A 20,733-nucleotide genomic window follows, 5' to 3' on the forward strand; every position below is an offset into this window, starting at 1 on the left:
CAAGGTGCCGGGCACAGCGGGATAAGCCCCGGTCCGTACACGGAAACGCGGGGGGGGGGGGGCGCCCCCCCCGCCGCGCGGGCCGCCGCCGGGGGGGGGGCCGGCGGCCCCGCGGGCGGCGCGGGGGCGGCGCGGGGGGCGGCGCCGCTCGGGGCGGCGCCGCGCGCGGGGGGGGGGGCCGCCCCCGTGGCCACGCTGGGCGCCGGGCTCGCCGTCGCCGTCGACTACGCGCACACCACCGGCACCCGGCCTCCGTTCGGCAGCCTCACCGGCTTCCGCGCGGGGCGTGAGGTCCGCCCGGTCCCGGACGGCGGCTGCGACATCACCGCACACGTCGCCCTGGACGCCTGCCTCCATGCCTGCTCGGACGCCCGCACGGGCCCTGGTGGCGAGCTGCTGAGCCAGCGCGAGGCGCTGCGCCGCCTCGGTGTCTCGGGCGGGCGTCCACCGCTGGCCCTGGCGTCCTCCGATCCCGCCGGATACGTGCGTGCCCTCGCTGTGGCGGGCCAGGCGGCCGAGCTGATCGCGCGGGGCGGGCTCGGCGACTTCGTATGGCTGCTCCAGCCGGTGCCGGGTCCGGCGAACGAGCGCTGATCTCCCGCCAGGGCTTCACCGAGGTGTCCGGTCTTCGGGCGGGGCCGCCGTCACTCGCACGGCCGGGGGATACTGTCGCCATGACGGAGACGACGGTCGGCATCGGCGGCGCGGCGGAGAGCACCGACATGGTGCTGAACATCGGGCCGCAGCATCCTTCCACCCACGGTGTGCTCCGCCTGAAACTCGTTCTCGACGGAGAGCGCGTCCAGCACGCGGAGCCCGTGATCGGCTATATGCACCGGGGCGCGGAGAAGCTGTTCGAGGCGCGCGACTACCGGCAGATCGTGATGCTGGCCAACCGCCACGACTGGCTGTCCGCCTTCTCCAACGAGCTCGGCGTGGTCATGGCTGTCGAACGCATGCTGGGCATGGAGGTCCCGGAGCGCGCCGTCTGGACCCGAACCCTGCTCGCCGAGCTGAACCGCGTCCTCAACCACCTGATGTTCCTCGGGTCGTACCCACTCGAACTGGGTGGAATCACCCCGGTGTTCTACGCCTTCCGTGAGCGGGAGGAGCTCCAGACCGTGATGGAGGAGATCTCCGGCGGCCGGATGCACTACATGTTCAACCGGGTCGGCGGACTCAAGGAGGACATGCCGGCCGGCTGGACCGGGCGGGCCCGTGCGGCGGTCGCCGATGTGCGTTCGCGGATGGACGTGTACGACCGGCTCGTCCTCGGCAACGAGATCTTCCGGGGCCGCACCCGCGGCGTCGGCGTACTGACCCCGCAGACGGCGCACGCGTACGGGGTCTCCGGGCCGATCGCCCGTGCCTCGGGCGTCGACTTCGACCTGCGGCGCGACGAGCCGTATCTCGCGTACGGGGAGCTCCAGGACACCCTGAGGGTGGTCACCCGGAGCGAGGGCGACTGCCTGGCCCGCTTCGAGTGCCTGCTGGAGCAGACCCACAACGCCCTCGCACTGGCGGATGCCTGCCTGGACCGGCTCGCCGAGCTGCCGCCCGGACCCATCAACCAGCGGCTGCCGAAGGTACTGAAGGCCCCTGAGGGGCACACCTACGCCTGGACCGAGAACCCGCTGGGTATCAACGGCTACTACCTGGTCTCCAAGGGCGACAAGACGCCGTACCGCCTCAAGCTCCGGTCGGCCTCGTACAACAACATCCAGGCGCTGACCGAGCTGCTGCCGGGGACGCTGGTCGCGGACATGGTGGCGATCCTGGGGTCCATGTTCTTCGTGGTCGGAGACATCGACAAGTAGCCCTCCGCGTCTAGGGCCAGTCGGAACTTCTAGGCGGTGGCCGCGTCGTAGCCGGCGCGGGCGGCGGCGATGTCGGTCCGGTGGCGTTCCGCCCAGTCGACGAGCCCGGTCAGACTCGCGTGCAGCTCGCGGGCCATGGGCGTCCTCAGCACGCTCGCCACCTCGCATACGGACGCCCTGCTGGGCGAGGGGGAAAGCACCGTCGCGGCACTCACGGCGGTTACCAGCTCGCCTTCCGCATCGGCTCGGGCCTCGTCACCTGCTCCTTTCTCCTCGCGGCCGTCCTGCTGCGGTCCTCCGCCCGGCCGAAGCGGCCTACCGCGACGGCCGATGAGGCGCCGGGCGCCGACGGGCAACCGTGCGGCAAGGGCCGACCGCTCGGCGATGGGCAGCCGCTCACCGGGAGTACCACCGGCTGACCGGACGGCATCACGTCGGCCTCGGGCACATAGCGCTGAGGGCCGACCGGCGCTGACGCCGATCGGCCCTCACTGCGTGTCCCGTTGCCCCACCGATCAGGAGATGGCGGTGCGCAGCTCCGTGACGTCGAGCTGTTCCGTCTCGTCGTGCTCGGTCAGGTCGATGACCTCACCGGCCGGCCGGTCCTGCGCCCCGGCGTCGGCGCCCGCTGCCTCCGCAGCCTCGGCCAGCGCTTCCTCACCCACCACGTCCGCGAGGTCCTCCTCCTGGACCGCCGCGAGTTCGGCGGCGGCGGCAAGACGGCTCGCGCCGAAGAAGTCGAAGCCACCCAGCGGGCGCGGCTGGCGTGCCGCGTACGGGACGACCGCCGAGGCGATCGGCATCGGCTTCCGCGCGGGGAGCGCGGGAAGGACGGGGAGCGCGGGAAGGGCGTGGCCGGCGGACGGCGGGCGGGTGTGCTGCTCTGTCCCGCCGACCGCCGCGTGCTTCCCCCGCGACTCGTCCGCCTCACGCGCCCGGTCCGCGAGATCGCGGCGGCGGGCCTCCTCGGCGATGTGCCTGGCCTGCTGGGTCGCGGCGTTGCGCGAGAGGTTCTCCAGCGCGTCGGCGGCCCGCAGGTACGCGGACGGGGTCGGCGTGGAGCCGGCCGCGGGCAGCTCCTTCGGCGCGGAGGCCTCGATCGCGAGCTGTCTGCGGCCTTCGAGCGCGCTGGCCCGCTCGGTCTCGGCGGTCGCGTAACGCCTCAGCAGTGCGGCGTGCTCGTTGCGCAGCTTCGCCAGCTCGACCCGCTTGGCGCGGAGCTTGGCGTCCAGCTTGGCGCGCAGTTCGCGGGACTCGTCGAGGTCGGACTCCAGCTCGGCGAGGCGCTCCTCGGTCTTCCAGGCATCACTGGCGCGGGCGCGGGTGAGCTCGGCGACGCGGCGGCCCGCGCTCCGGTCCCAACTGCGCATGAGCACAGCGCCGGTGACCGCGGCGGCCGCCGCCGCCGCGACCATGAAGCGGAGCACGAGCGTATCCGCGAACAGCCAGGCGCCGGCGGCAATGAGAACCGAAGCCCCAGCGACCGCGGACGGCGGCATGAGCTGGTGCAGAGGCGGTGAATGGCGGTGGCGTCCACGTGGCATGGCCTGAAATTTACCGTGCGTAGGTGACGAATGGGGGGTCTGCCGGGCAATCTCTTCGGACAGTTCGAACAGCCCGTCGGCTGACCGGTCGCGTATGGCAGCCACCCTTCAAACCCAACCCGGAGAAAAGCCCCATAACACCGCACCTCACGCGGCGCTGAGCCGCCCGCTCAGCCACACCAGCGCCGGCGGGACCTCACGGCGCCAGGTGTTGAAGTTGTGCCCGCCACTGTCCAGCATGATCGAGGAGACGCGCGCGGGGGACTTGACCCGCTTGATGAACTCCAGCGTGCCACCGAGGTTGTTCTCACCCTGCTCGGACGAAGTGACCAGGAAGGAGGAGGCGCCCTGGGGGCGGTTCTTCAGGCTCCACAGCAGATTCGCCCGCTTCCGGGCGCTGTTGTCGCCGCGGAACAGGTCGCCGGTGGTCGCGTCCTCAGCCGCCTTGTAGTACGCGGACAGCCCGGCCCCCGCCGCGAACTGCTCCGGGTGGTGCAGAGCGATCTTCAGTGCACAGTAGCCACCGGTCGAGTTCCCCATGAACCCCCAGTTGCCGGGCTTGCTCCCGACGCGGTAGGTCGCCGATATCGCGGCCGGCAGGTCCTTGGCGAAGAAGGTCTCGGTCTGCGGGCCGCCCGGGATGTCCACGCACTCGGTGTCCCTCGGCGGGGCGACGGTCGGACGCAGCATGACCAGGATCATCGGCTGCATCTTGCCGCTCTTGGCCTGGTCGTATGCCGTTCGCGGGTACTTGAGGCCCTTGATCAGATTCTCCGCGGTGCCCGGGTAGCCGGTCAGCACGACCGCCGCGGGAAACGTCTTGGCGGCGTACTCGGACTGGAAGTACTGGGGCGGCAGGTACACATAGGCCGGACTGTCGATACCGGACCGCGCGCCCTTGATCACGACCTTGTGGATCTGCCCGCCGACCGCGGGCCGTGAGTCGCCCGGAACGCCCGTCTTCTGCTTGCCGACCACCTTGACGTGCTTGCTGCTCGCCGCGTGGTCGACCACCACGCCCATCTCCTGCTCCCTGCCGAGGAGATCGGCCCAGGAACCGTAGAACAGGAAGGAGTTGTTGGCGGCGAGACCGACGGCGGCGAAGATCGCCAACTGGGTCGCCAGCAGCAGACCGATCCGGCCCAGCACACTGCGCCACCCGGTACGGGACAGCCGCGGCCACAGCCAGATCGTCACGGCGAAGAGCGCCACTGCGGCGAGAATGGCCAGCGCCAGGACCTTGTTACTGGTGAGACCCATGAGGTGATCAGGCTACTTCCGTGAGACGCGGACACGTGCAACGTGGAGAGGGACGCGAATGAGGGCCCGGCACCTGAGAATTTCCTGTGCGCGGATGAACCCGCTGCCCCGAGAAGTCGTCCTAGAGAGCGCACTGTCCGCGCCGACGATTCTGCGGCGAGGGACTCACAATCTCTCTCTCGGAAGTACGGGAAGCGATGTCTGTCACGGTAGATGGGGACAAGTCGGGGTTGGTTCCGGTTCGGGTACGCCGGATCCTTCGTGGGCCGCGCGCCGAATCCGTACCCGCGCTGGTCGGTACGGCCTGCACGTTCATCGGCCTGATCGACATCGCCGCAGGCGTGTTCCCGCGCTTCCGGCACAGCCGGATGCACGCACTCGCCGAGGTCCTCCCGGGCGCGCTCGGACCCTTCGCCGCGGCGCTGTCGCTCAGTGCGGGCGTACTGCTGCTGCTGCTCGCGCACGGCCTCAAGCGCAACAAGCGGCGGGCCTGGCGCGCCGCGGTGGTGCTGCTGCCGGCCGGGGCGGTCGCGCAGTTCATGTACCGCAACTCGGTCATCGGCGTGCTTCTTTCGCTGGCGCTGCTCACCCTGCTGCTGCGACACCGCAACCAGTTCGCCGCGCTGCCCGACCCGAGCAGCCGCTGGTGGGCACTCGCCAACTTCGTACTGATGGGCGCCGGTTCGATCGGCCTGGGCCTGGTCATCGTCAGCGCTCACCCGAACAAGGTCATCGGCAACCCCGGCCTCGCTGACCGGCTCGAACACGTCCTCTTCGGTCTCTTCGGCTTCGAGGGCCCCGTCGGATACCGGGGCGGAGTGGACTGGACCGTCGGCTACTCCTTGGGCGCGCTCGGCCTGCTCACCGCGGTGACGACCGTCTATCTCGCCTTCCGCCCCGAGCAGCCGGCCGCCCGGCTCAGCGAGGACGACGAGGCCCGGCTGCGCGAACTCCTCGCCCGGCACGGCAAGCGCGACTCGCTCGGGCACTTCGCGCTCCGCCGGGACAAGGGCGTCGTCTTCTCGCCCAGCGGCAAGGCCGCGGTCTGCTACCGCGTGGTCTCCGGTGTGATGCTCGCCAGCGGCGACCCGATCGGCGATGTCGAGGCCTGGCCGGGCGCCATCGAACGGTTCATGGACGAGGCCAAGGCCCACTCCTGGACCCCCGCCGTGATGGGCTGCTCCGAGACCGGCGGCCAGGTATGGACCCGCGAGACCGGTCTGGACGCCCTCGAACTCGGTGACGAGGCGGTGGTGGACGTCGCGGATTTCTCGCTGAGCGGGCGCGCCATGCGGAACGTGCGCCAGATGGTGAAGCGTATCGAGCGCAATGGTTACGAGACCCGGGTTCGCCGCGTTCGTGACCTCTCGGACGGCGAGCTGGAGCGGATACGCCGGGCCGCCGCGGACTGGCGCGGCACCGATACCGAACGCGGCTTCTCCATGGCACTCGGCCGGATCGGCGACCCCTCCGACGGTGACAGCGTCATAGCCACCGCGCACAAGGAGGACCCGGACTCGCCGTACGGCGACCTGAAGGCCGTACTGCACTTCGTCCCCTGGGGCACGGACGGCATGTCCCTGGACCTGATGCGCCGCGACCGCTCCGCCGACCCCGGAATGAACGAGCTGCTGATCGTGGCGGCGCTCCAGGACTCCCCGAGGATCGGCATCGAGCGTGTCTCGCTGAACTTCGCGATGTTCCGCTCGGCGCTCGCCCGCGGCGAGAAGCTGGGCGCGGGACCGGTGCTGCGGACCTGGCGCGGGCTGCTGGTGTTCCTGTCCCGCTGGTTCCAGATCGAGTCGCTGTACAAGTTCAACGCGAAGTTCCAACCGCGCTGGGAGCCGCGGTTCGTGGTCTTCCGCAGCACCCGGGACCTCCCGCGCATCGGCTTCGCCGCGATGCAGGCGGAGGGCTTCGTGACCGTCGCCCTGCCGCGCCCGTTGCGCCGCCGCAAGGTCCGCTCGGAGCGGCCTTGCGCCCACCAGGTCCAGCACATCCGGCAGGCCGCCGCAGTCGTCGTCGGGGACGGCGAGGCCCGCGCGGCATAGCCGTCCGGGACGGCGGGGCCGCGGGCGTCGTAGCCGCTGTCCGGCTTCCCGGTGGGCCGTACGGCTCCCAGCACTAGGCTTGGACGCATGAGTACGTCGTCGCAGCAGCCACAGGGAGTGCACGAGCGCGGCCGTGGCACGGTCAGGGGCCTGCCGGAGTGGGACCGCTGCGCGGTCATGGGCGTCGTCAACGTGACGCCGGACTCCTTCTCCGACGGGGGCCGCTGGTTCGACACCACTGCCGCCGTCAAGCACGGGCTCGACCTGGTGGCCGCCGGAGCGGACCTGGTCGACGTCGGCGGGGAGTCCACCCGCCCAGGCGCCACCAGGGTGGACGAGGACGAGGAGCTGCGGCGCGTCATCCCCGTCGTCCGCGGGCTGGCGTCCGAGGGCGTCACCGTCTCCGTCGACACCATGCGCGCCTCTGTCGCCGCGCAGGCCGTCGCGGCAGGTGCGGCCCTGGTCAACGACGTGTCCGGAGGGCTGGCCGACCCCCGGATGATTCCCGCGGTCGCCGACGCGGAGGTGCCCTTCGTGGTGATGCACTGGCGCGGCTTCAGCGAGGACATGAACAGCCGGGCGGTCTACGGGGACGTGGTCGCCGAAGTGCTGACCGAACTGCGCGAACGGATGGACGCGGTGGTCGCGGGCGGGGTCGCCGCCGAACGGATCGTGCTCGACCCCGGTCTCGGCTTCGCCAAGCACGCCGAACACGACCTCGCCCTCGTCGCCCATCTGGCGCGGCTCCGCGCACTCGACCGCCCGCTGCTGGTCGCGGCGTCCCGCAAGCGCTTCCTCGGCCGTGTGCTCGCCGAGGGCGCGTCCGGCCCGCCCCCCGCCCGTGAACGCGACGCGGCCACCGCCGCGGTCTCGGCGATCGCCGCGCACGAGGGTGCCTGGGCGGTGCGGGTACACGAGGTACGGGCCACCGCGGACGCCGTACGGGTCGCACGCGCCGTCGAGGGAGCCCTGTGAGCGACGCCGGCGCCACGCCCCATACGGATATCGAAGAGGTCGAAACCGCCAACACCGCCTTCTACGAGGCGATGGAACGCGGCGACTTCGAAGAGCTGGCCACCCTCTGGCTCGATGACGGCCCGGACAACGGCGGCGGCATCGAAGGGGACACCATCTCCTGTGTGCATCCCGGATGGCCCGTGCTGTCGGGGCGGGGCGAGGTGCTCCGCTCCTACGCGCTGATCATGGCGAACACCGAGTACATCCAGTTCTTCCTCACGGATGTCCGGGTCAGTGTGGCCGACGACACCGCCGTGGTCACCTGCACCGAGAACATCCTCAGCGGAGGGCCGTCGGAAGAGGCGGGCGAGCTCGGTCCGCTGGTCGGGCAGCTCGTGGTGGCGACGAATGTGTTCCGCCGCACACCGGACGGCTGGCGGATCTGGTCCCATCACGGGTCACCCGTACTGACCGAATCCGACGACGAAGACGACGAAGACGACGAATCCCCCGCCTGAGTGGACCTGAGGGCCGTACGAACCCGGGCGGGCACCGCCCCGGATTGGTACGGACGCAGACGGGGTAGGCGCCGCTTCCAGTCCGCTGCCGGCGCCGCCCCCTCCCCCGTGGGCCGGTGCTGTCGGACCTCGCAGGTAGATTCAGAACCGTGCGCTGCCGCACCACCACCTTGCCGGACGTCCGGCAAGCCGGACCGATGACTTGCAGGAGTGATTCGCGTGGATCGTGTCGCGCTGCGCGGCCTCAAGGCCCGCGGGCACCACGGTGTCTTCCCCCGGGAGCGGGAGGAGGGCCAGACCTTCATCGTCGACCTGGTACTCAGCCTCGACACCCGCGCCGCCGCGGCCGACGACGACCTCTCGAAGACGGTGCACTACGGAGTGGTGGCGGAAGAGGTCGTCGCCCTCGTCCAGGGCGAGCCGGTGGACCTCATCGAGACACTGGCGGAGCGGATCGCCCAGCAGTGCCTCAAGCACGAAGGGGTCCAGGAGGTCGAGGTGGTCGTGCACAAGCCCGACGCCCCGATCACCGTCCCGTTCGACGACGTGACCGTCACGATCACCCGGAGCCGAGCATGAGCGACCCCACAGTGCAGCCGGTGCCCGCCGCAGTCGTCGAGCAGGTCGACGCGGCGGACATCACCCTCTCCAACCCGAAACGTGCCGTGATCGCCCTCGGCTCCAACCTGGGCAACCGGCTGGAGACCCTCCAGGGCGCCGTGGACGCGCTGGAGGACACCCCGGGAGTCCGGGTGAAGGCGGTCTCACCGGTCTACGAGACGGAGCCCTGGGGCGTCGCTCCCGGCTCCCAGCCCGCGTATCTGAACGCCGTGGTCGTGGTGAAGACCACCCTGCCGCCCAGCTCCCTGCTGGAGCGCGCCCACGCCATCGAGGAGGCCTTCGACCGGGTGCGCGAGGAGCGCTGGGGCCCGCGCACCATCGACGTGGACATCGTGTCCTACGCGGAGGTCCTCTCCGACGACCCCGTCCTCACCCTGCCCCATCCCCGCGCCCATGAGCGGGCCTTCGTCCTCGCCCCGTGGCACGACGTGGACCCGGCCGCCCAGCTGCCCGGTCGCGGAGCCATCGCCGAGCTGCTCGCGGCTCTCGGCCGGGAGGGCGTCGTGGCGCGGGCCGACCTGGAACTCCGGCTGCCTGAGTAGTCGTTAGGCTCTACGGGACCGCCGGCACCTCCGGACTGCCGCGGTGGCTCCGGGGAGCTCCCGGAGCACCGAGGCGAAGACACAAGGGACACAAGGACACACGGTGAAGCAACTGCGGCTTGGGGTACTGGCCGGGCTCTTCGTGGTGGCGGGGGTGCTGTCCTGGGCCGCCGCGCGTTTGTGGAACGCGTTCGGCACGCTACCGGGCGTGCCGCTCGCCGCGCCGATCGTCCTGGCCGCGATCGCCGCCGTCCTGGCGGCCACCGCGCTCTCCCTGCGCAACCGCCTCCGCGCCCAGCGCGAACGCCGCCCCGGCGCCAAGGGCGTCGAGCCCATCATGGCCGCCCGCGCCGTCGTCTTCGGCCAGGCCAGCGCCCTGGTCGCCGCGCTGGTCAGCGGCATGTACGCCGGGACCGCCGTGTTCCTGCTCGGTTCCCTCGACATCCCGGCCCGCCGCGACCAGGCGATCTATGCCGGCTTCTCGGTGCTCGCGGGCTTCGCCGTCATCGCTGCGGCGCTGTTCCTGGAACGGGTCTGCAAGCTCCCGGAAGACGGCGACAACGCGCCGAACGGCACGGGCCGCGTACCGACCGCCTGAAAGAGCGCGCTCAAAGACCCGACCGGCTGGAAGACCCGACGGGCCCGGCGGCCGGGGCACACGGCGCGAGACCCCGCGGCCGACCCCGGCACCCGACACGAGCAGGCGGGCGTCAGTCCGCCATGATCAGGCTCATCGCCTCGTTGCGTGTCGCCACATCCCGCAGCTGCCCCCGGACCGCCGAGGTGATGGTCTTGGCGCCGGGCTTGCGGATCCCCCGCATCGACATGCACATGTGCTCGCACTCGATCACGACGATCACACCGCGCGGCTCCAGGATCGTCATCAGGGAGTCCGCGATCTGCGTCGTCAGGCGCTCCTGTACCTGCGGACGGCGGGCATACACGTCCACGAGCCTGGCCAGCTTGGAAAGCCCCGTGATCTTTCCGCTGGTGGACGGGATGTAGCCGACATGCGCCACGCCCCTGAAAGGGACCAGATGATGTTCGCAGCAGCTGGTGACCTCGATGTCCTTCACCAGGACCATTTCGTCGTGCCCCAGGTCGAACGTCGTGGTCAGCACGTCCTCGGGCCGCTGCCACAGCCCGGCGAATATCTCCCTGTAGGCGCGTGCCACCCGCCCCGGCGTCTCCCGCAGGCCCTCACGGTCCGGGTCCTCGCCGACCGCGATCAGAAGCTCGCGCACGGCGTTCTCGGCGCGCTTCTCATCGAACTCGCCGATCGTGCCCTCGCCGTCCAGCGTCACCGGGTCGGTCATGTGTGCCTCGTTCCTGTCCTGCCATCGGCGTGAAAAACGTGCATAACGCAGCACTCCCCAGGCTAGAACCTGGGGAGTGCTGCGTTCATTCCGGTAAACCTGGCAAACCAGCCCCCTCGGGCAGACTCGCCTGATCAGGCCTCCGGTCGGTCCTCCGCGACCGGCTCGGCCGCGGTCTTCGTGACATCCGTCACCGTGCTGCCCGCACCGGCGGCGGTGCCGTTGGCCGCGCCGTTGGTCAGGGCCAGCTCCTTCGGCGAGAGCACCGGCGGGCGGGTGGACGGGGTGCGGCGAGCGGAGCCGGTCCACGCCGGGCGGGCCGGGCGCTTCACGATCGGTGCGAAGATCTCGGCGATCTCCTCCTTGCCGAGGGTCTCCTTCTCCAGCAGGGCGAGAACGAGGTTGTCGAGCACGTCGCGGTTCTCGACCAGGATCTCCCAGGCCTCGTTGTGCGCGGTCTCGATGAGCTTCTTGACCTCTTCGTCCACCAGCGCCGCGACCTCTTCCGAGTAGTCGCGCTGGTGCGCCATCTCGCGGCCCAGGAACGGCTCGGTGTTGTCACCGCCGAACTTGATCGCGCCGAGGCGCTCGGTCATGCCGTACTGCGTGACCATGGCGCGAGCCGTGGCCGTGGCCTTCTCGATGTCGTTCGCCGCGCCCGTGGTCGGGTCGTGGAAGACCAGCTCCTCGGCCGCACGCCCACCGAGCATGTACGCGAGCTGGTCGAGCATCTCGTTGCGCGTGGTCGAGTACTTGTCCTCTTCCGGAAGCACCATCGTGTAGCCGAGTGCCCGGCCGCGGGACAGGATCGTGATCTTGTGGACCGGGTCGGAGTTCGGGGAGGCCGCCGCGACCAGGGCGTGTCCGCCCTCGTGGTACGCGGTGATCTTCTTCTCCTTGTCGGACATGATCCGGGTCCGCTTCTGCGGACCCGCCACGACGCGGTCGATCGCCTCGTCCAGCATGTGGTTGTCGATCAGCGTCTTGTCGCTGCGGGCCGTGAGCAGGGCGGCCTCGTTGAGCACGTTCGACAGATCGGCACCCGTGAAGCCGGGGGTACGGCGGGCGACGGCCCCGAGGTCGACGTCCTTGGCGACCGGCTTGCCCTTCTGGTGGACCTTGAGGATCTCCAGGCGGCCCTGCATGTCGGGGCGGTCGACGGCGATCTGCCGGTCGAAGCGGCCCGGGCGCAGCAGCGCCGGGTCGAGGATGTCCGGCCGGTTGGTGGCGGCGATCAGGATGACGCCGCCCTTCACGTCGAAGCCGTCCATCTCCACGAGGAGCTGGTTCAGGGTCTGCTCACGCTCGTCGTGTCCGCCGCCGAGGCCCGCGCCTCGGTGCCGGCCGACGGCGTCGATCTCGTCCACGAAGACGATGGCCGGGGCGTTGGCCTTGGCCTGCTCGAAGAGGTCGCGCACCCGGGAGGCACCGACACCGACGAACATCTCCACGAAGTCGGAACCGGAGATCGAGTAGAACGGGACGCCCGCCTCGCCCGCTACGGCGCGCGCGAGCAGCGTCTTGCCGGTGCCGGGCGGGCCGTACAGCAGCACACCCTTGGGGATCTTGGCACCGACGGCCTGGAACTTCGCCGGCTCCTGGAGGAACTCCTTGATCTCCTGGAGCTCCTCGACGGCCTCGTCGGACCCGGCCACATCGGAGAAGGTGGTCTTGGGGGTGTCCTTGGTGATCAGCTTGGCCTTGGACTTCCCGAAGTTCATCACCCGGGAGCCGCCGCCCTGCATCTGGTTCATCAGGAACAGGAAGACGACCACGATCAGCACGAAGGGCAGCAGTGAGAACAGCACCGACAGGATCGGGCTCTGCCGTTCGGGCGAGACGGAGTAGCCGTCCTTGATCTCGCCGGCGTCGTACTTCTGCTGAAGGGTCTGGGCCAGCTCGACGCCCTGGTCGCCGATGTAGTTCGCCTGGACCTTGTCGCTGCCGTTGATCTTCTGGCCGTCGGTCAGCTCGATCTTGATGATCTGCTCATCGCCGGTGGTCAGCTTGGCCTGCTTGACCTGGTTCTTGTTGATCGCCTGGACCACCTTGGCGGTGTCCACCGACTTGTAGCCGCCCGACTGGTCGACAATCTGCATCAGCACGACCACGGCGAGGACAGCCAGCACGATCCACATGACCGGCCCACGGAAGTATCGCTTCACGTCCATCCATACGGAGCGGTGTCGCTCCGTCCCTCCTGCCCGTAGGTAAATGCTGCTATGAGAGCTGCAATGACACTCAACTGAAAAGACTGTTCTTCGGACGGTACCCCAGCTTTGTCAGCGGTGACCGCCTTCCCATGCTCCAACGGCGGGAAGGCGGCACGGGTTCCCGTGCCGCCCGCGGTTACCCGCGGTCGCCGTCAGCCGCGGTCAGCCGCCGTAGACGTGTGGTGCGAGGGTGCCTACGAACGGCAGGTTGCGGTACTTCTCGGCGTAGTCGAGACCGTAGCCGACGACGAACTCGTTCGGGATGTCGAAGCCGATCCACTTCACGTCGATGGCGACCTTCGCCGCGTCGGGCTTGCGCAGCAGGGTGCAGACCTCAAGGGAGGCCGGCTCGCGCGAGCCCAGGTTGGACAGCAGCCAGGACAGGGTCAGGCCGGAGTCGATGATGTCCTCGACGATCAGGACGTGCTTGCCCTTGATGTCGGTGTCCAGGTCCTTGAGGATGCGGACCACTCCTGAGGACTGGGTGCCGGCGCCGTACGAGGACACCGCCATCCAGTCCATCGTGATGGGGGTGGACAGCGCACGCGCCAGGTCCGCCATCACCATCACGGCGCCCTTGAGGACCCCGACCAGGAGCAGGTCCTTGCCGGCGTACTCCGCGTCGATCTTCGCGGCGAGCTCGGCCAGCTTCGCGTCGATCTCTTCCTTGGTGATGAGCACCGATTTGAGATCGGCGCCCATGTCCTTCTCGTTCACCCGCGTCGCTTTCTGTCGCTGCCGCTGCCCGGCGTCCCGATGCGTCCCGATCGCCCGGCCCTGTCGGCAGGACCGGCTCAGCCCTGCCGGATGACCAGTCTGCCACCCTGGCGGAGGGCCTCGACGCGGCCGGGCAGGTTGATGGCCCGCTGGCCGCGCCAGCCGGTGATCAGCCGCTCGACCTCCTCGACATGCCGGGCGAACAGCGAACCCGCAGGTGAACCGGCTGTCACCAGTGCCCGCCTGAGGACCCGGCGGCGTACCGCGGGGGGCAGCGCGTAGAGCTTCGCGCAGTCGAGCAGACCGGTCTCGTCCCGTACGGAGGCGTCGACATCGGCGGCCCAGGCGTCCAGCGCGTCCGCGTCGTCACGGGACAGCTGGGCGGTGCGGGCCAGGGCTTCGACCACGCCCTTGCCGAGGGCCTTCTCAAGTGCGGGCAGGCCCTCGTGGCGCAGCCGGGAGCGGGTGTACGCCGGGTCGGCGTTCATCGGATCGTCCCACACCGGGAGCTGCTGTACGAGGCAGGCCTTGCGGGCGGTCTGCCGGTCGAGCTGGAGGAAGGGACGGCGGTACCGGCCGCTCGGGGACACGGCGGCCATGCCGGAGAGCGAGCGGATACCGGAGCCACGGGCGAGGCCCAGCAGGACCGTCTCCGCCTGGTCGTCCCGGGTGTGCCCGAGCAGCACGGCGGCGGCTCCGAGCCGGTCGGCGGCCTCGTCCAGTGCGGCGTAGCGGGCGTCCCGTGCGGCGGCTTCGGGGCCTCCGTCGCGGCCGACCGTGACGGCGATGGCCTCGACGGGGTCGAGTCCCAGCTCGGTGAGCCGGGCGGCGACCTCGGCTGCGCGCGATCCTGAACCGGCCTGGAGGCCGTGGTCCACGGTGACTCCGCCGGCGCGTACGGCCAGCTTGCGGGCTTCGAAGGCCAGGGCGGAAGCGAGCGCCATGGAGTCGGCGCCACCGGAGCAGGCGACCAGGACCAGCGGCGGTTCGGCCGTCGCGAGTCGTGCGGCGCGGCCCGGGCGGCCGCTCCCGACCGCGGCATGCGAAAGGCCGTGCGGGATCTCGTGGGGGAGCTCGCTCAGTTCGTTGAGTACGTCGTGGAGTACGCGGCGAACCGCCAGGCGTATCGCCGCGACCGCAGGATGGGGACCCATGTCCGATGCCCTTCGTGAAGTTGGGGGTGCCTCGGTCGGAGTCGGGACGGGATGGTCCGTCACTCAGAGTGCGTCGATGGTGACAGAACCGGGCCGTTCCCCGAGCATTGCACGCCTATCCATGGGCCACGGTCCCTCGGATGGGTGATTACGGCTCAGTCTGCCTTACGGTGCACCCGCGCGACCCAGTCCGCCGGTTTGGCGATCTCCGCCTTGGTGGGAAGGGTGTTCGGCGAGGTCCATACCCGGTTGAACCCGTCCATCCCGACCTCACCGACCACGGCTCGTACGAACCGTTCGCCGTCCCGGTACTGGCGCAGCTTGGCGTCGAGCCCGAGCAGCTTGCGCAGCGCGAGGTCGAGCCGGGAGGCGCCACGGGCGCGGCGGGCCTGGAACTTCTCGCGGATCTCGCCGACGGACGGCACGATCTGCGGTCCGACCCCGTCCATCACGAAGTCGGCGTGGCCTTCCAGCAGGGACATGACCGCGGTCAGCCTGCCGAGGATCTCGCGCTGCTGCGGGGTCTGTACGAGCTCCACGAGGGAGCGGCTCTCATCCTCCTCGCCCTCGGGACGCCCCCCGGCAAGCGCCTGGGCAGCCTCGCGCAGCCGTTCGAGCACCGCCATGGGGTCGACATCCGTCTCGGCGAGGAACGCCTGGATCTCGCCCTCCAGATGGTCGCGCAGCCAGGGCACGGCGGTGAACTGGGTGCGATGGGTCTCTTCATGAAGGCAGACCCAGAGCCTGAAGTCGTGCGGGGCGACATCCAACTCGCGCTCGACGTGCACGATGTTCGGCGCGACCAGCAGCAGCCTGCCGTTGCTGCCGGGGGCGCCGGGCAGCTCGCGGCTGACGGGCGCGAAGGTCTCGTACTGGCCGAGGACCCGGGAGGCCAGGAACGACAGCAGCATGCCCAGTTCGACACCGGTCACCTTGCCGCCGAGCGCGCCGAAGACGGCGCCGCCCGGGGTCGCCGACCTGCGCTCCTCGAGCTTGCCCAGCAGCGGTGCCAGCAACTCGCGGAAGCCCGCGACATTCGCCTTCACCCAGCCGGGCCGGTCCACGACCAGGACCGGAGTGTCCTCGGGCACATGGCCGTCGGGGATCATCCGGGTGAACGCGCGGACGTGCTCCTCGGAAGCCTTCGCATGCCGGCGCAGCTCGGCCACGACGGCGCGCGCCTCGTCGCGACTGATGTCGGGACCCGGCCGTACGAGCCGGGTCGCGGTCGCGACCGCGAGGTTCCAGTCGACCATCCCAGGGGAAGCGGCACCACCGATGCTCGTCATGCGTCAACCGTACGTGGTCGGCGGCCTGCTGCCAGCGGGTCACGCACACGTGAGCGAGCGGACTCAAGGGCCGCTCAGGCCAGTCACGGGGCCGCCGGGTCGCCCATGGGTGCGCGGGGACGCGGGGACACCCTCGGATGTCGGACCGGGCGCTCGCCGGGCCTCCGGGGCGCAGGAGGTCGTCCCGGTCCGCCACGAGGTCGCCCGTGAGATCACCCGTCAGATCACCCGAAGGGTCGTCCGGGTCGCCAGGGCGCCCGCGCCATGGCCGGGCTTTGGCCGGCGTACCAGGGCACTGGTCCTGGGCGGCGCAGCACCATGGCCGCGCCCCGGATCGCACTGCGGACCCTGGCCGGCTCCGGTCGGCGCGCCGGGCCTTGGGCACGGAGCGCACACCGCGCCCCAGCCCAGCCCAGCCCGACTCAGGCCAGCGCGCCGACGACCTTGCGCGGGGTGATCCGGACGACCACGCGCGGTGCGTCCTGGCCAGCCGCCGGGTTGAACTCGGCGTACGGCTTGCCGGTGTACTTCATGGACAGCTCGTCGATCAGCTCCTGGCCGCCCTCCGTGGTGAGCGTGGCGGTGCCGCGGATCTCGGCGTACGTGTACGGCGCGTCGAACGGCTGCACGACCACGGTGGCCCGGGGGTCGCGCCGGAGGTTCTTCTCCTTGCGCCGGCCGATGGTCGTGGAGATCAGGAGGTCGTCCCCGTCCCGCTTGACCCAGACGGGAGAGACCTGCGGGCTTCCGTCCGGCTGGATGGTGGCGATGTTCACGAACTGGGGGCTGTCGAGCAGGTCCCTGAGCTCGTCGCTGAGCGAGGCGGTCACGGCGCTGTTCCTTCCGAACCGGAGTGATGGGAGTGGTGGAACGTCACCTCCGCGTCTACCCCACATCCCGCCCGCGCCACGTCAGGACGCGCGGAAGACCAGCGCCGTGGCGATCGCTGCCAGCCCTTCGGCCCTGCCGGTCAGCCCGAGACCGTCGGTGGTGGTGCCGGAGACGGACACCGGGGCGCCGGCGGCCCCACTCAGCGCCCGCTGGGCCTCGTCGCGGCGCTTGCCGATCTTCGGCCGTACCCCGATGACCTGGACCGCGATATTGCCGATCTCGAACCCTTCGGCGCGCACGATCCGGGCGGCCTCGGTGAGCAGCGCCACCCCCGACGCGCCGGACCACTCGGGACGGCTGGTGCCGAAGTGGGCACCGAGGTCGCCGACACCCGCGGCGGAGAACAGGGCGTCGCAGGCGGCGTGGGCCGCGACATCGCCGTCGGAGTGCCCGGCGAGCCCGTCCTCACCGGGCCACAGCAGGCCGGCGCACCACAGTTCGCGACCCGGCTCGAAGGCGTGGACGTCGGTGCCGATGCCCACGAGGGGCATGGGAAGTGCGGGAGGCGTGGAGGCGGCGCTCTCAGAAGCCATCGTTGGCCCTCCTGCGGGCGAGTACGGCCTCGGCGAGCACGAGGTCCAGCGGGCGGGTCACCTTGAACGCCTCCTCGTGGCCGGGTACGACCACTACGGGCGCGCCGAGCCGCTCGACCATCCCGGCGTCGTCGGTGGCGCCTTCGCCGCTCACGGCGGCGAAGGTCTCATGGGCGCGTACGAGGGTCTCGCGGTCGAAGCCCTGCGGGGTCTGCACGGCGCGCAGCAGGGCGCGGTCGGGGGTGGCGGTGACCGGCTCGGGCTCTCCCTCGGCGCGCGGCTCGACCTGCTTGACCGTGTCGGCGAGTGGCAGCGCGGGGACGACAGCCGGTGACCCGTCGCGTACGGCCTCGATCACCGCGTCGACTGTGTCGACAGGGACCAAGGGGCGGGCGGCGTCATGGACGAGGACCGTGCTGACGGTCTCGGGCAGAGCGTCCAGGCCGCGGCGTACGGACTCCTGGCGGGTCTCACCGCCGGGCACCACCAGATAGTCGGTGCGCTCGGGGAGCGCGTGCGCGTCGAGCAGGTGCTTGACCTCGGGGGCGCCGTCCGGTGGGGCGACCACGACGACGAGTGAGACGGCTCTGGCGGCGGCCATGGCCCGTACGGCGTGGATCAGCATGGGGGTGCCGCTGATCGTGCGGAGCGCCTTGGGTGCGCCCGGGCCGAGCCGAACGCCCCGGCCCGCCGCGGGGATCACCGCGGCGGTGCGGCCGGTGCGTGTGTGGTCTGACATCGGTTCCACTCCGGAGGTCGGATGTTCCCCTGAAGCATGCATCCCGGAATTTCCGGCAGTCCCGGCAGTCCCGGGCGTCCCCGAATTGACATGGCCAAGACGTAGATGTCGCTGGCCAGGTTTGTGTCCTCGGCCGAGGTGGGTATGGCCTGGGATGCACCCCCGGCTGGATTTCCGGGGGAGCGCCGGGTACGACGCCCTGACCGGACCCTTCCGTGACGCTGGTCGGGCGGCTGCACCGGACGCGCCATGGTGAGGGGACGGACGGGGAAAGTCGGGGTATCAGGGGTTGCTGAGCTAGCTGAGTTACGGACGAATGCGGGTAACGAGCAACAAGCGGGTACACATACGTCCGGTACGGGCGACGAGTACACGTGGCACCCGATCTTACGAACATGCCGCAGTGCCCGGCGACACAACCTCATCAGCTGGTCAGCGGGCACCGCGGCATTCAGTTCTACGCTGCGAACGCGGACGCTGCGCAACGCGCACGCGGGCGTCACGCACCGGCGTCAGGACGCGAGGACCTCGTCGAGCAGAGCCTCGGCCTTGTCCTCGTTGGTGTTCTCCGCGAGCGCCAGCTCGCTCACCAGGATCTGGCGAGCCTTGGCCAGCATGCGCTTCTCACCTGCGGAGAGTCCGCGCTCGCGCTCGCGGCGCCACAGGTCGCGCACCACTTCGGCGACCTTGATGACGTCGCCGGAGGCGAGCTTTTCGAGATTTGCCTTGTAGCGACGGGACCAGTTCGTGGGCTCCTCGGCATACGGTGCGCGCAGCACGTCGAAGACCCGGTCGAGCCCGTCCTGACCGACCACATCGCGCACACCAACGAGGTCCGCATTGTCCGCCGGCACACGAACCGTCAGGTCACCCTGAGCAACCTTGAGCACCAAGTAGGTCTTGTCCACGCCTTTGATCTGGCGAGTTTCGATGGCCTCGATCAGCGCGGCCCCGTGATGGGGATAGACCACGGTGTCGCCAACCTTGAACGTCATGTGACAGGTACCCCTTCCGTGGCTATCCAGAGTAACACGAGAACGGCCACTTCTGAATGGCGTTTTCGCAGGTCAGGGCATATCTCGGGGCTTGACAACAGCAACCCGGACGTGCTGCGGACGCCTTCCGCAACTGGGTATTCGCAGGTCGGAGCCGCTGTACGAGCGCACGGAAACGTGCACGTTACCCGCACCACATCCATCACTTGAGTGAATGAATGTCCCGATTTGCCCGGTTCCTGGTCGCCCGCTTCACATACTCCGTTCGAGGATCGATCACCCGAGCGGATGGATGTCGGGAAGGAATCCCGAATTGATCACCAAGGGCCATCCGAGAGTCCCCGAGGGGCATCCGAGGGCTGCCCTAGAGGAACAGTCAGCGGTTTTTCCGCGAGAAATGTGTGATGGCCTGCGGAATTGATCACCGGCCTAATGTGAACAGCGGACCAAATCCCCGTCGGTGACGCGCCGGCGATCATCAAGTGGTAACGAGGAACAAGTGGCAAGTGAAGTGATGAGTGACCGGTGAGACCGGTGAGGAGCGGCGGCGGTGCCGGGGGGCGGCCGGGACGCGCTTCGGCAGAGCGCGGAAGGAGCGGCCCGGGAGAGCCCCCGGGACGGCTCCGCGGGAGCGTGATCGCTTCAGGGGCGGGTCGGGTGCGGGAGGCCGACCGCGGGTCGGTAACCTAAGCCCGCTGTACGACCGCCGCACAGTACTCGTGCAGACCCGTAAGACCTGTAAGACCTTCAGCCAGTCCGTACGTCCAAGGAGTTGCCGCCGCCGTGAGCCTCCCCCACACGTCGCCCGGGGGCGCCCGCAGCCTTCGGCGCGGCGCCATCGCCGCCGCCGCACTGATGATCTCGGTCGCCTCGCTCTCCGCCTGCGGCGCGGGCAATGATGCCCAGACGCTGGAGATCAAGCCCGACAACGCCGCCACCACGGTCGGCGACATCAAGATCCAGAACGCGACGGTCATCACCCAGCCCGACCTCAAGGCCGAGGGTCCGGCGGTCGTCTCGGGGACGGTGTTCAACAACAGCACCAAGGACCAGACCCTTGAGTCCATCACGCTGCCGGACACCGGTCTGACCGTGAAGCTGAGCCCGGCCGAGGGCAGCGGTCCGGTCATCGTGCCGGCCGGTGGTTCCGTGCTCCTCGGCGGCGAGGGCAACGCGTCCGCCGTCATCGACAACGGCCGTGAGGCGGCCGCGGACGGCGAGCCTCAGAAGGTCGTCTTCCGTTTCAGCGAGACCGGCGACGTCAGCCTCGACGCCTTCGTCGTGCCGGCGGCCGGCGACTACACGTCGTACGGCCCCTCGGTGATCCCGCAGCCCCCGGCCGCGTCCCCGTCGGCCCCCGCCTCCAGCCCGAGTGCTCCCGAGGCCGGGCACGGCGGCGAGGGCGAGGAGGGGGCTCACGAGTCGGGTGCTCCCGAGTCCGCTGCCGCCGGGCACTGACCGCTCCCAGAACACGCGTGCGCATGTCGGGGGGGGGCGCGCGGGCGGGCAGCGGGGGCGGAGAGAGTCGGGGGGCCGAGCGCTGGTGTCCGGGGCGGCCGGTGGCGCGGGGGCTGTG

The 20,733-nt window shown here is 70.3% G+C and carries 20 protein-coding genes and 1 pseudogene; 9 read left to right on the top strand and 12 right to left on the bottom strand.

Annotated elements, in window-relative coordinates:
* Together ACFWI9_RS14650 and ACFWI9_RS14655 are read left to right on the top strand one after the other, a co-directional pair.
* Window positions 1-594: pseudogene (locus ACFWI9_RS14650) on the top strand (hypothetical protein); the annotation flags it as partial.
* A gap of 80 nt (window positions 595-674) precedes the next feature.
* A complete protein-coding gene (locus ACFWI9_RS14655) occupies window positions 675-1,817 on the top strand; it encodes an NADH-quinone oxidoreductase subunit D (RefSeq protein WP_387161916.1) in 1,143 nt (380 codons plus the stop codon).
* A 29-nt stretch (window positions 1,818-1,846) separates the two neighbouring features.
* Here ACFWI9_RS14655 and ACFWI9_RS14660 read toward each other — a convergent pair whose 3' ends face one another.
* The 3 genes from ACFWI9_RS14660 to ACFWI9_RS14670 form a co-directional block, all read right to left on the bottom strand.
* Window positions 1,847-1,969, bottom strand: coding sequence for a hypothetical protein (locus ACFWI9_RS14660; protein WP_387161917.1), 123 nt, complete (start codon window positions 1,967-1,969; stop codon window positions 1,847-1,849).
* 363 nt (window positions 1,970-2,332) lie between these two features.
* A complete protein-coding gene (locus ACFWI9_RS14665) occupies window positions 2,333-3,361 on the bottom strand; it encodes a hypothetical protein (RefSeq protein WP_387161918.1) in 1,029 nt (342 codons plus the stop codon).
* Window positions 3,362-3,508: 147 nt separating this feature from the next.
* Window positions 3,509-4,621, bottom strand: a complete 1,113-nt coding sequence (locus ACFWI9_RS14670) for an alpha/beta hydrolase (RefSeq protein WP_387161920.1) — start codon at window positions 4,619-4,621, stop codon at window positions 3,509-3,511.
* A 197-nt stretch (window positions 4,622-4,818) separates the two neighbouring features.
* On the opposite strand from ACFWI9_RS14670, the gene ACFWI9_RS14675 reads away from it, so the two are divergent.
* From ACFWI9_RS14675 to ACFWI9_RS14700, 6 genes are all read left to right on the top strand, one after another.
* Complete coding sequence (locus ACFWI9_RS14675; protein ID WP_387161921.1) at window positions 4,819-6,672, top strand: phosphatidylglycerol lysyltransferase domain-containing protein; 1,854 nt, start codon at window positions 4,819-4,821, stop codon at window positions 6,670-6,672.
* A 177-nt stretch (window positions 6,673-6,849) separates the two neighbouring features.
* Window positions 6,850-7,647, top strand: coding sequence for a dihydropteroate synthase (gene folP, locus ACFWI9_RS14680; RefSeq protein ID WP_387161956.1), 798 nt, complete (start codon window positions 6,850-6,852; stop codon window positions 7,645-7,647).
* Complete coding sequence (locus tag ACFWI9_RS14685; RefSeq protein WP_387161923.1) at window positions 7,644-8,147, top strand: nuclear transport factor 2 family protein; 504 nt, start codon at window positions 7,644-7,646, stop codon at window positions 8,145-8,147. Before folP ends, ACFWI9_RS14685 begins: the two co-directional genes overlap by 4 nt.
* A 219-nt stretch (window positions 8,148-8,366) precedes the next feature.
* Window positions 8,367-8,726 carry a dihydroneopterin aldolase gene (gene folB / locus ACFWI9_RS14690; protein WP_387161925.1) on the top strand — a complete coding sequence of 120 codons (360 nt, stop codon included), beginning with the start codon at window positions 8,367-8,369 and terminating at the stop codon, window positions 8,724-8,726.
* Complete coding sequence (gene folK, locus ACFWI9_RS14695; protein ID WP_387161927.1) at window positions 8,723-9,310, top strand: 2-amino-4-hydroxy-6-hydroxymethyldihydropteridine diphosphokinase; 588 nt, start codon at window positions 8,723-8,725, stop codon at window positions 9,308-9,310. Before folB ends, folK begins: the two co-directional genes overlap by 4 nt.
* Before the next feature lie 103 nt (window positions 9,311-9,413).
* Complete coding sequence (locus ACFWI9_RS14700) at window positions 9,414-9,908, top strand: DUF3180 domain-containing protein (RefSeq protein WP_387161928.1); 495 nt, start codon at window positions 9,414-9,416, stop codon at window positions 9,906-9,908.
* A gap of 112 nt (window positions 9,909-10,020) precedes the next feature.
* Here the strand turns inward: ACFWI9_RS14700 and folE are convergent, their stop codons facing one another.
* The 9 genes from folE to ACFWI9_RS14745 all read right to left on the bottom strand — a co-directional run bounded on the left by folE (window position 10,021) and on the right by ACFWI9_RS14745 (window position 19,157).
* Entirely contained in the window at window positions 10,021-10,626 is a 606-nt protein-coding gene (folE, locus tag ACFWI9_RS14705) for a GTP cyclohydrolase I FolE (protein ID WP_387161930.1), read from the bottom strand.
* A 134-nt stretch (window positions 10,627-10,760) separates the two neighbouring features.
* Entirely contained in the window at window positions 10,761-12,797 is a 2,037-nt protein-coding gene (gene ftsH / locus ACFWI9_RS14710) for an ATP-dependent zinc metalloprotease FtsH (RefSeq protein WP_387161931.1), read from the bottom strand.
* Window positions 12,798-13,001: 204 nt separating this feature from the next.
* Window positions 13,002-13,541 carry a hypoxanthine phosphoribosyltransferase gene (gene hpt / locus ACFWI9_RS14715; protein WP_387161958.1) on the bottom strand — a complete coding sequence of 180 codons (540 nt, stop codon included), beginning with the start codon at window positions 13,539-13,541 and terminating at the stop codon, window positions 13,002-13,004.
* A 92-nt stretch (window positions 13,542-13,633) separates the two neighbouring features.
* Window positions 13,634-14,710, bottom strand: coding sequence for a tRNA lysidine(34) synthetase TilS (gene tilS / locus ACFWI9_RS14720; RefSeq protein ID WP_387161933.1), 1,077 nt, complete (start codon window positions 14,708-14,710; stop codon window positions 13,634-13,636).
* A 155-nt stretch (window positions 14,711-14,865) separates the two neighbouring features.
* Window positions 14,866-15,999 carry a zinc-dependent metalloprotease gene (locus tag ACFWI9_RS14725; RefSeq protein ID WP_387161935.1) on the bottom strand — a complete coding sequence of 378 codons (1,134 nt, stop codon included), beginning with the start codon at window positions 15,997-15,999 and terminating at the stop codon, window positions 14,866-14,868.
* 422 nt (window positions 16,000-16,421) lie between these two features.
* The gene (locus ACFWI9_RS14730; protein ID WP_387161937.1) at window positions 16,422-16,829 is read right to left on the bottom strand and encodes a PPOX class F420-dependent oxidoreductase; all 408 of its coding nucleotides are present in this window, start codon (window positions 16,827-16,829) and stop codon (window positions 16,422-16,424) included.
* Window positions 16,830-16,910: 81 nt separating this feature from the next.
* Entirely contained in the window at window positions 16,911-17,423 is a 513-nt protein-coding gene (gene ispF / locus ACFWI9_RS14735) for a 2-C-methyl-D-erythritol 2,4-cyclodiphosphate synthase (protein WP_387161939.1), read from the bottom strand.
* On the bottom strand, window positions 17,413-18,162 hold the full coding sequence (gene ispD / locus ACFWI9_RS14740) for a 2-C-methyl-D-erythritol 4-phosphate cytidylyltransferase (protein ID WP_387161940.1): 750 nt from the start codon (window positions 18,160-18,162) through the stop codon (window positions 17,413-17,415). Before ispD ends, ispF begins: the two co-directional genes overlap by 11 nt.
* 512 nt (window positions 18,163-18,674) lie before the next feature.
* Window positions 18,675-19,157 carry a CarD family transcriptional regulator gene (locus ACFWI9_RS14745; protein ID WP_017945956.1) on the bottom strand — a complete coding sequence of 161 codons (483 nt, stop codon included), beginning with the start codon at window positions 19,155-19,157 and terminating at the stop codon, window positions 18,675-18,677.
* 855 nt (window positions 19,158-20,012) lie between these two features.
* On the opposite strand from ACFWI9_RS14745, the gene ACFWI9_RS14750 reads away from it, so the two are divergent.
* Window positions 20,013-20,615 carry a DUF461 domain-containing protein gene (locus ACFWI9_RS14750; protein WP_387161959.1) on the top strand — a complete coding sequence of 201 codons (603 nt, stop codon included), beginning with the start codon at window positions 20,013-20,015 and terminating at the stop codon, window positions 20,613-20,615.
* The last annotated feature ends 118 nt before the right edge of the window (window positions 20,616-20,733 follow it).

The sequence above is a fragment of the Streptomyces sp. NPDC127084 genome, assembly GCF_042724175.1.
In the GTDB taxonomy this organism is placed as follows: domain Bacteria; phylum Actinomycetota; class Actinomycetes; order Streptomycetales; family Streptomycetaceae; genus Streptomyces.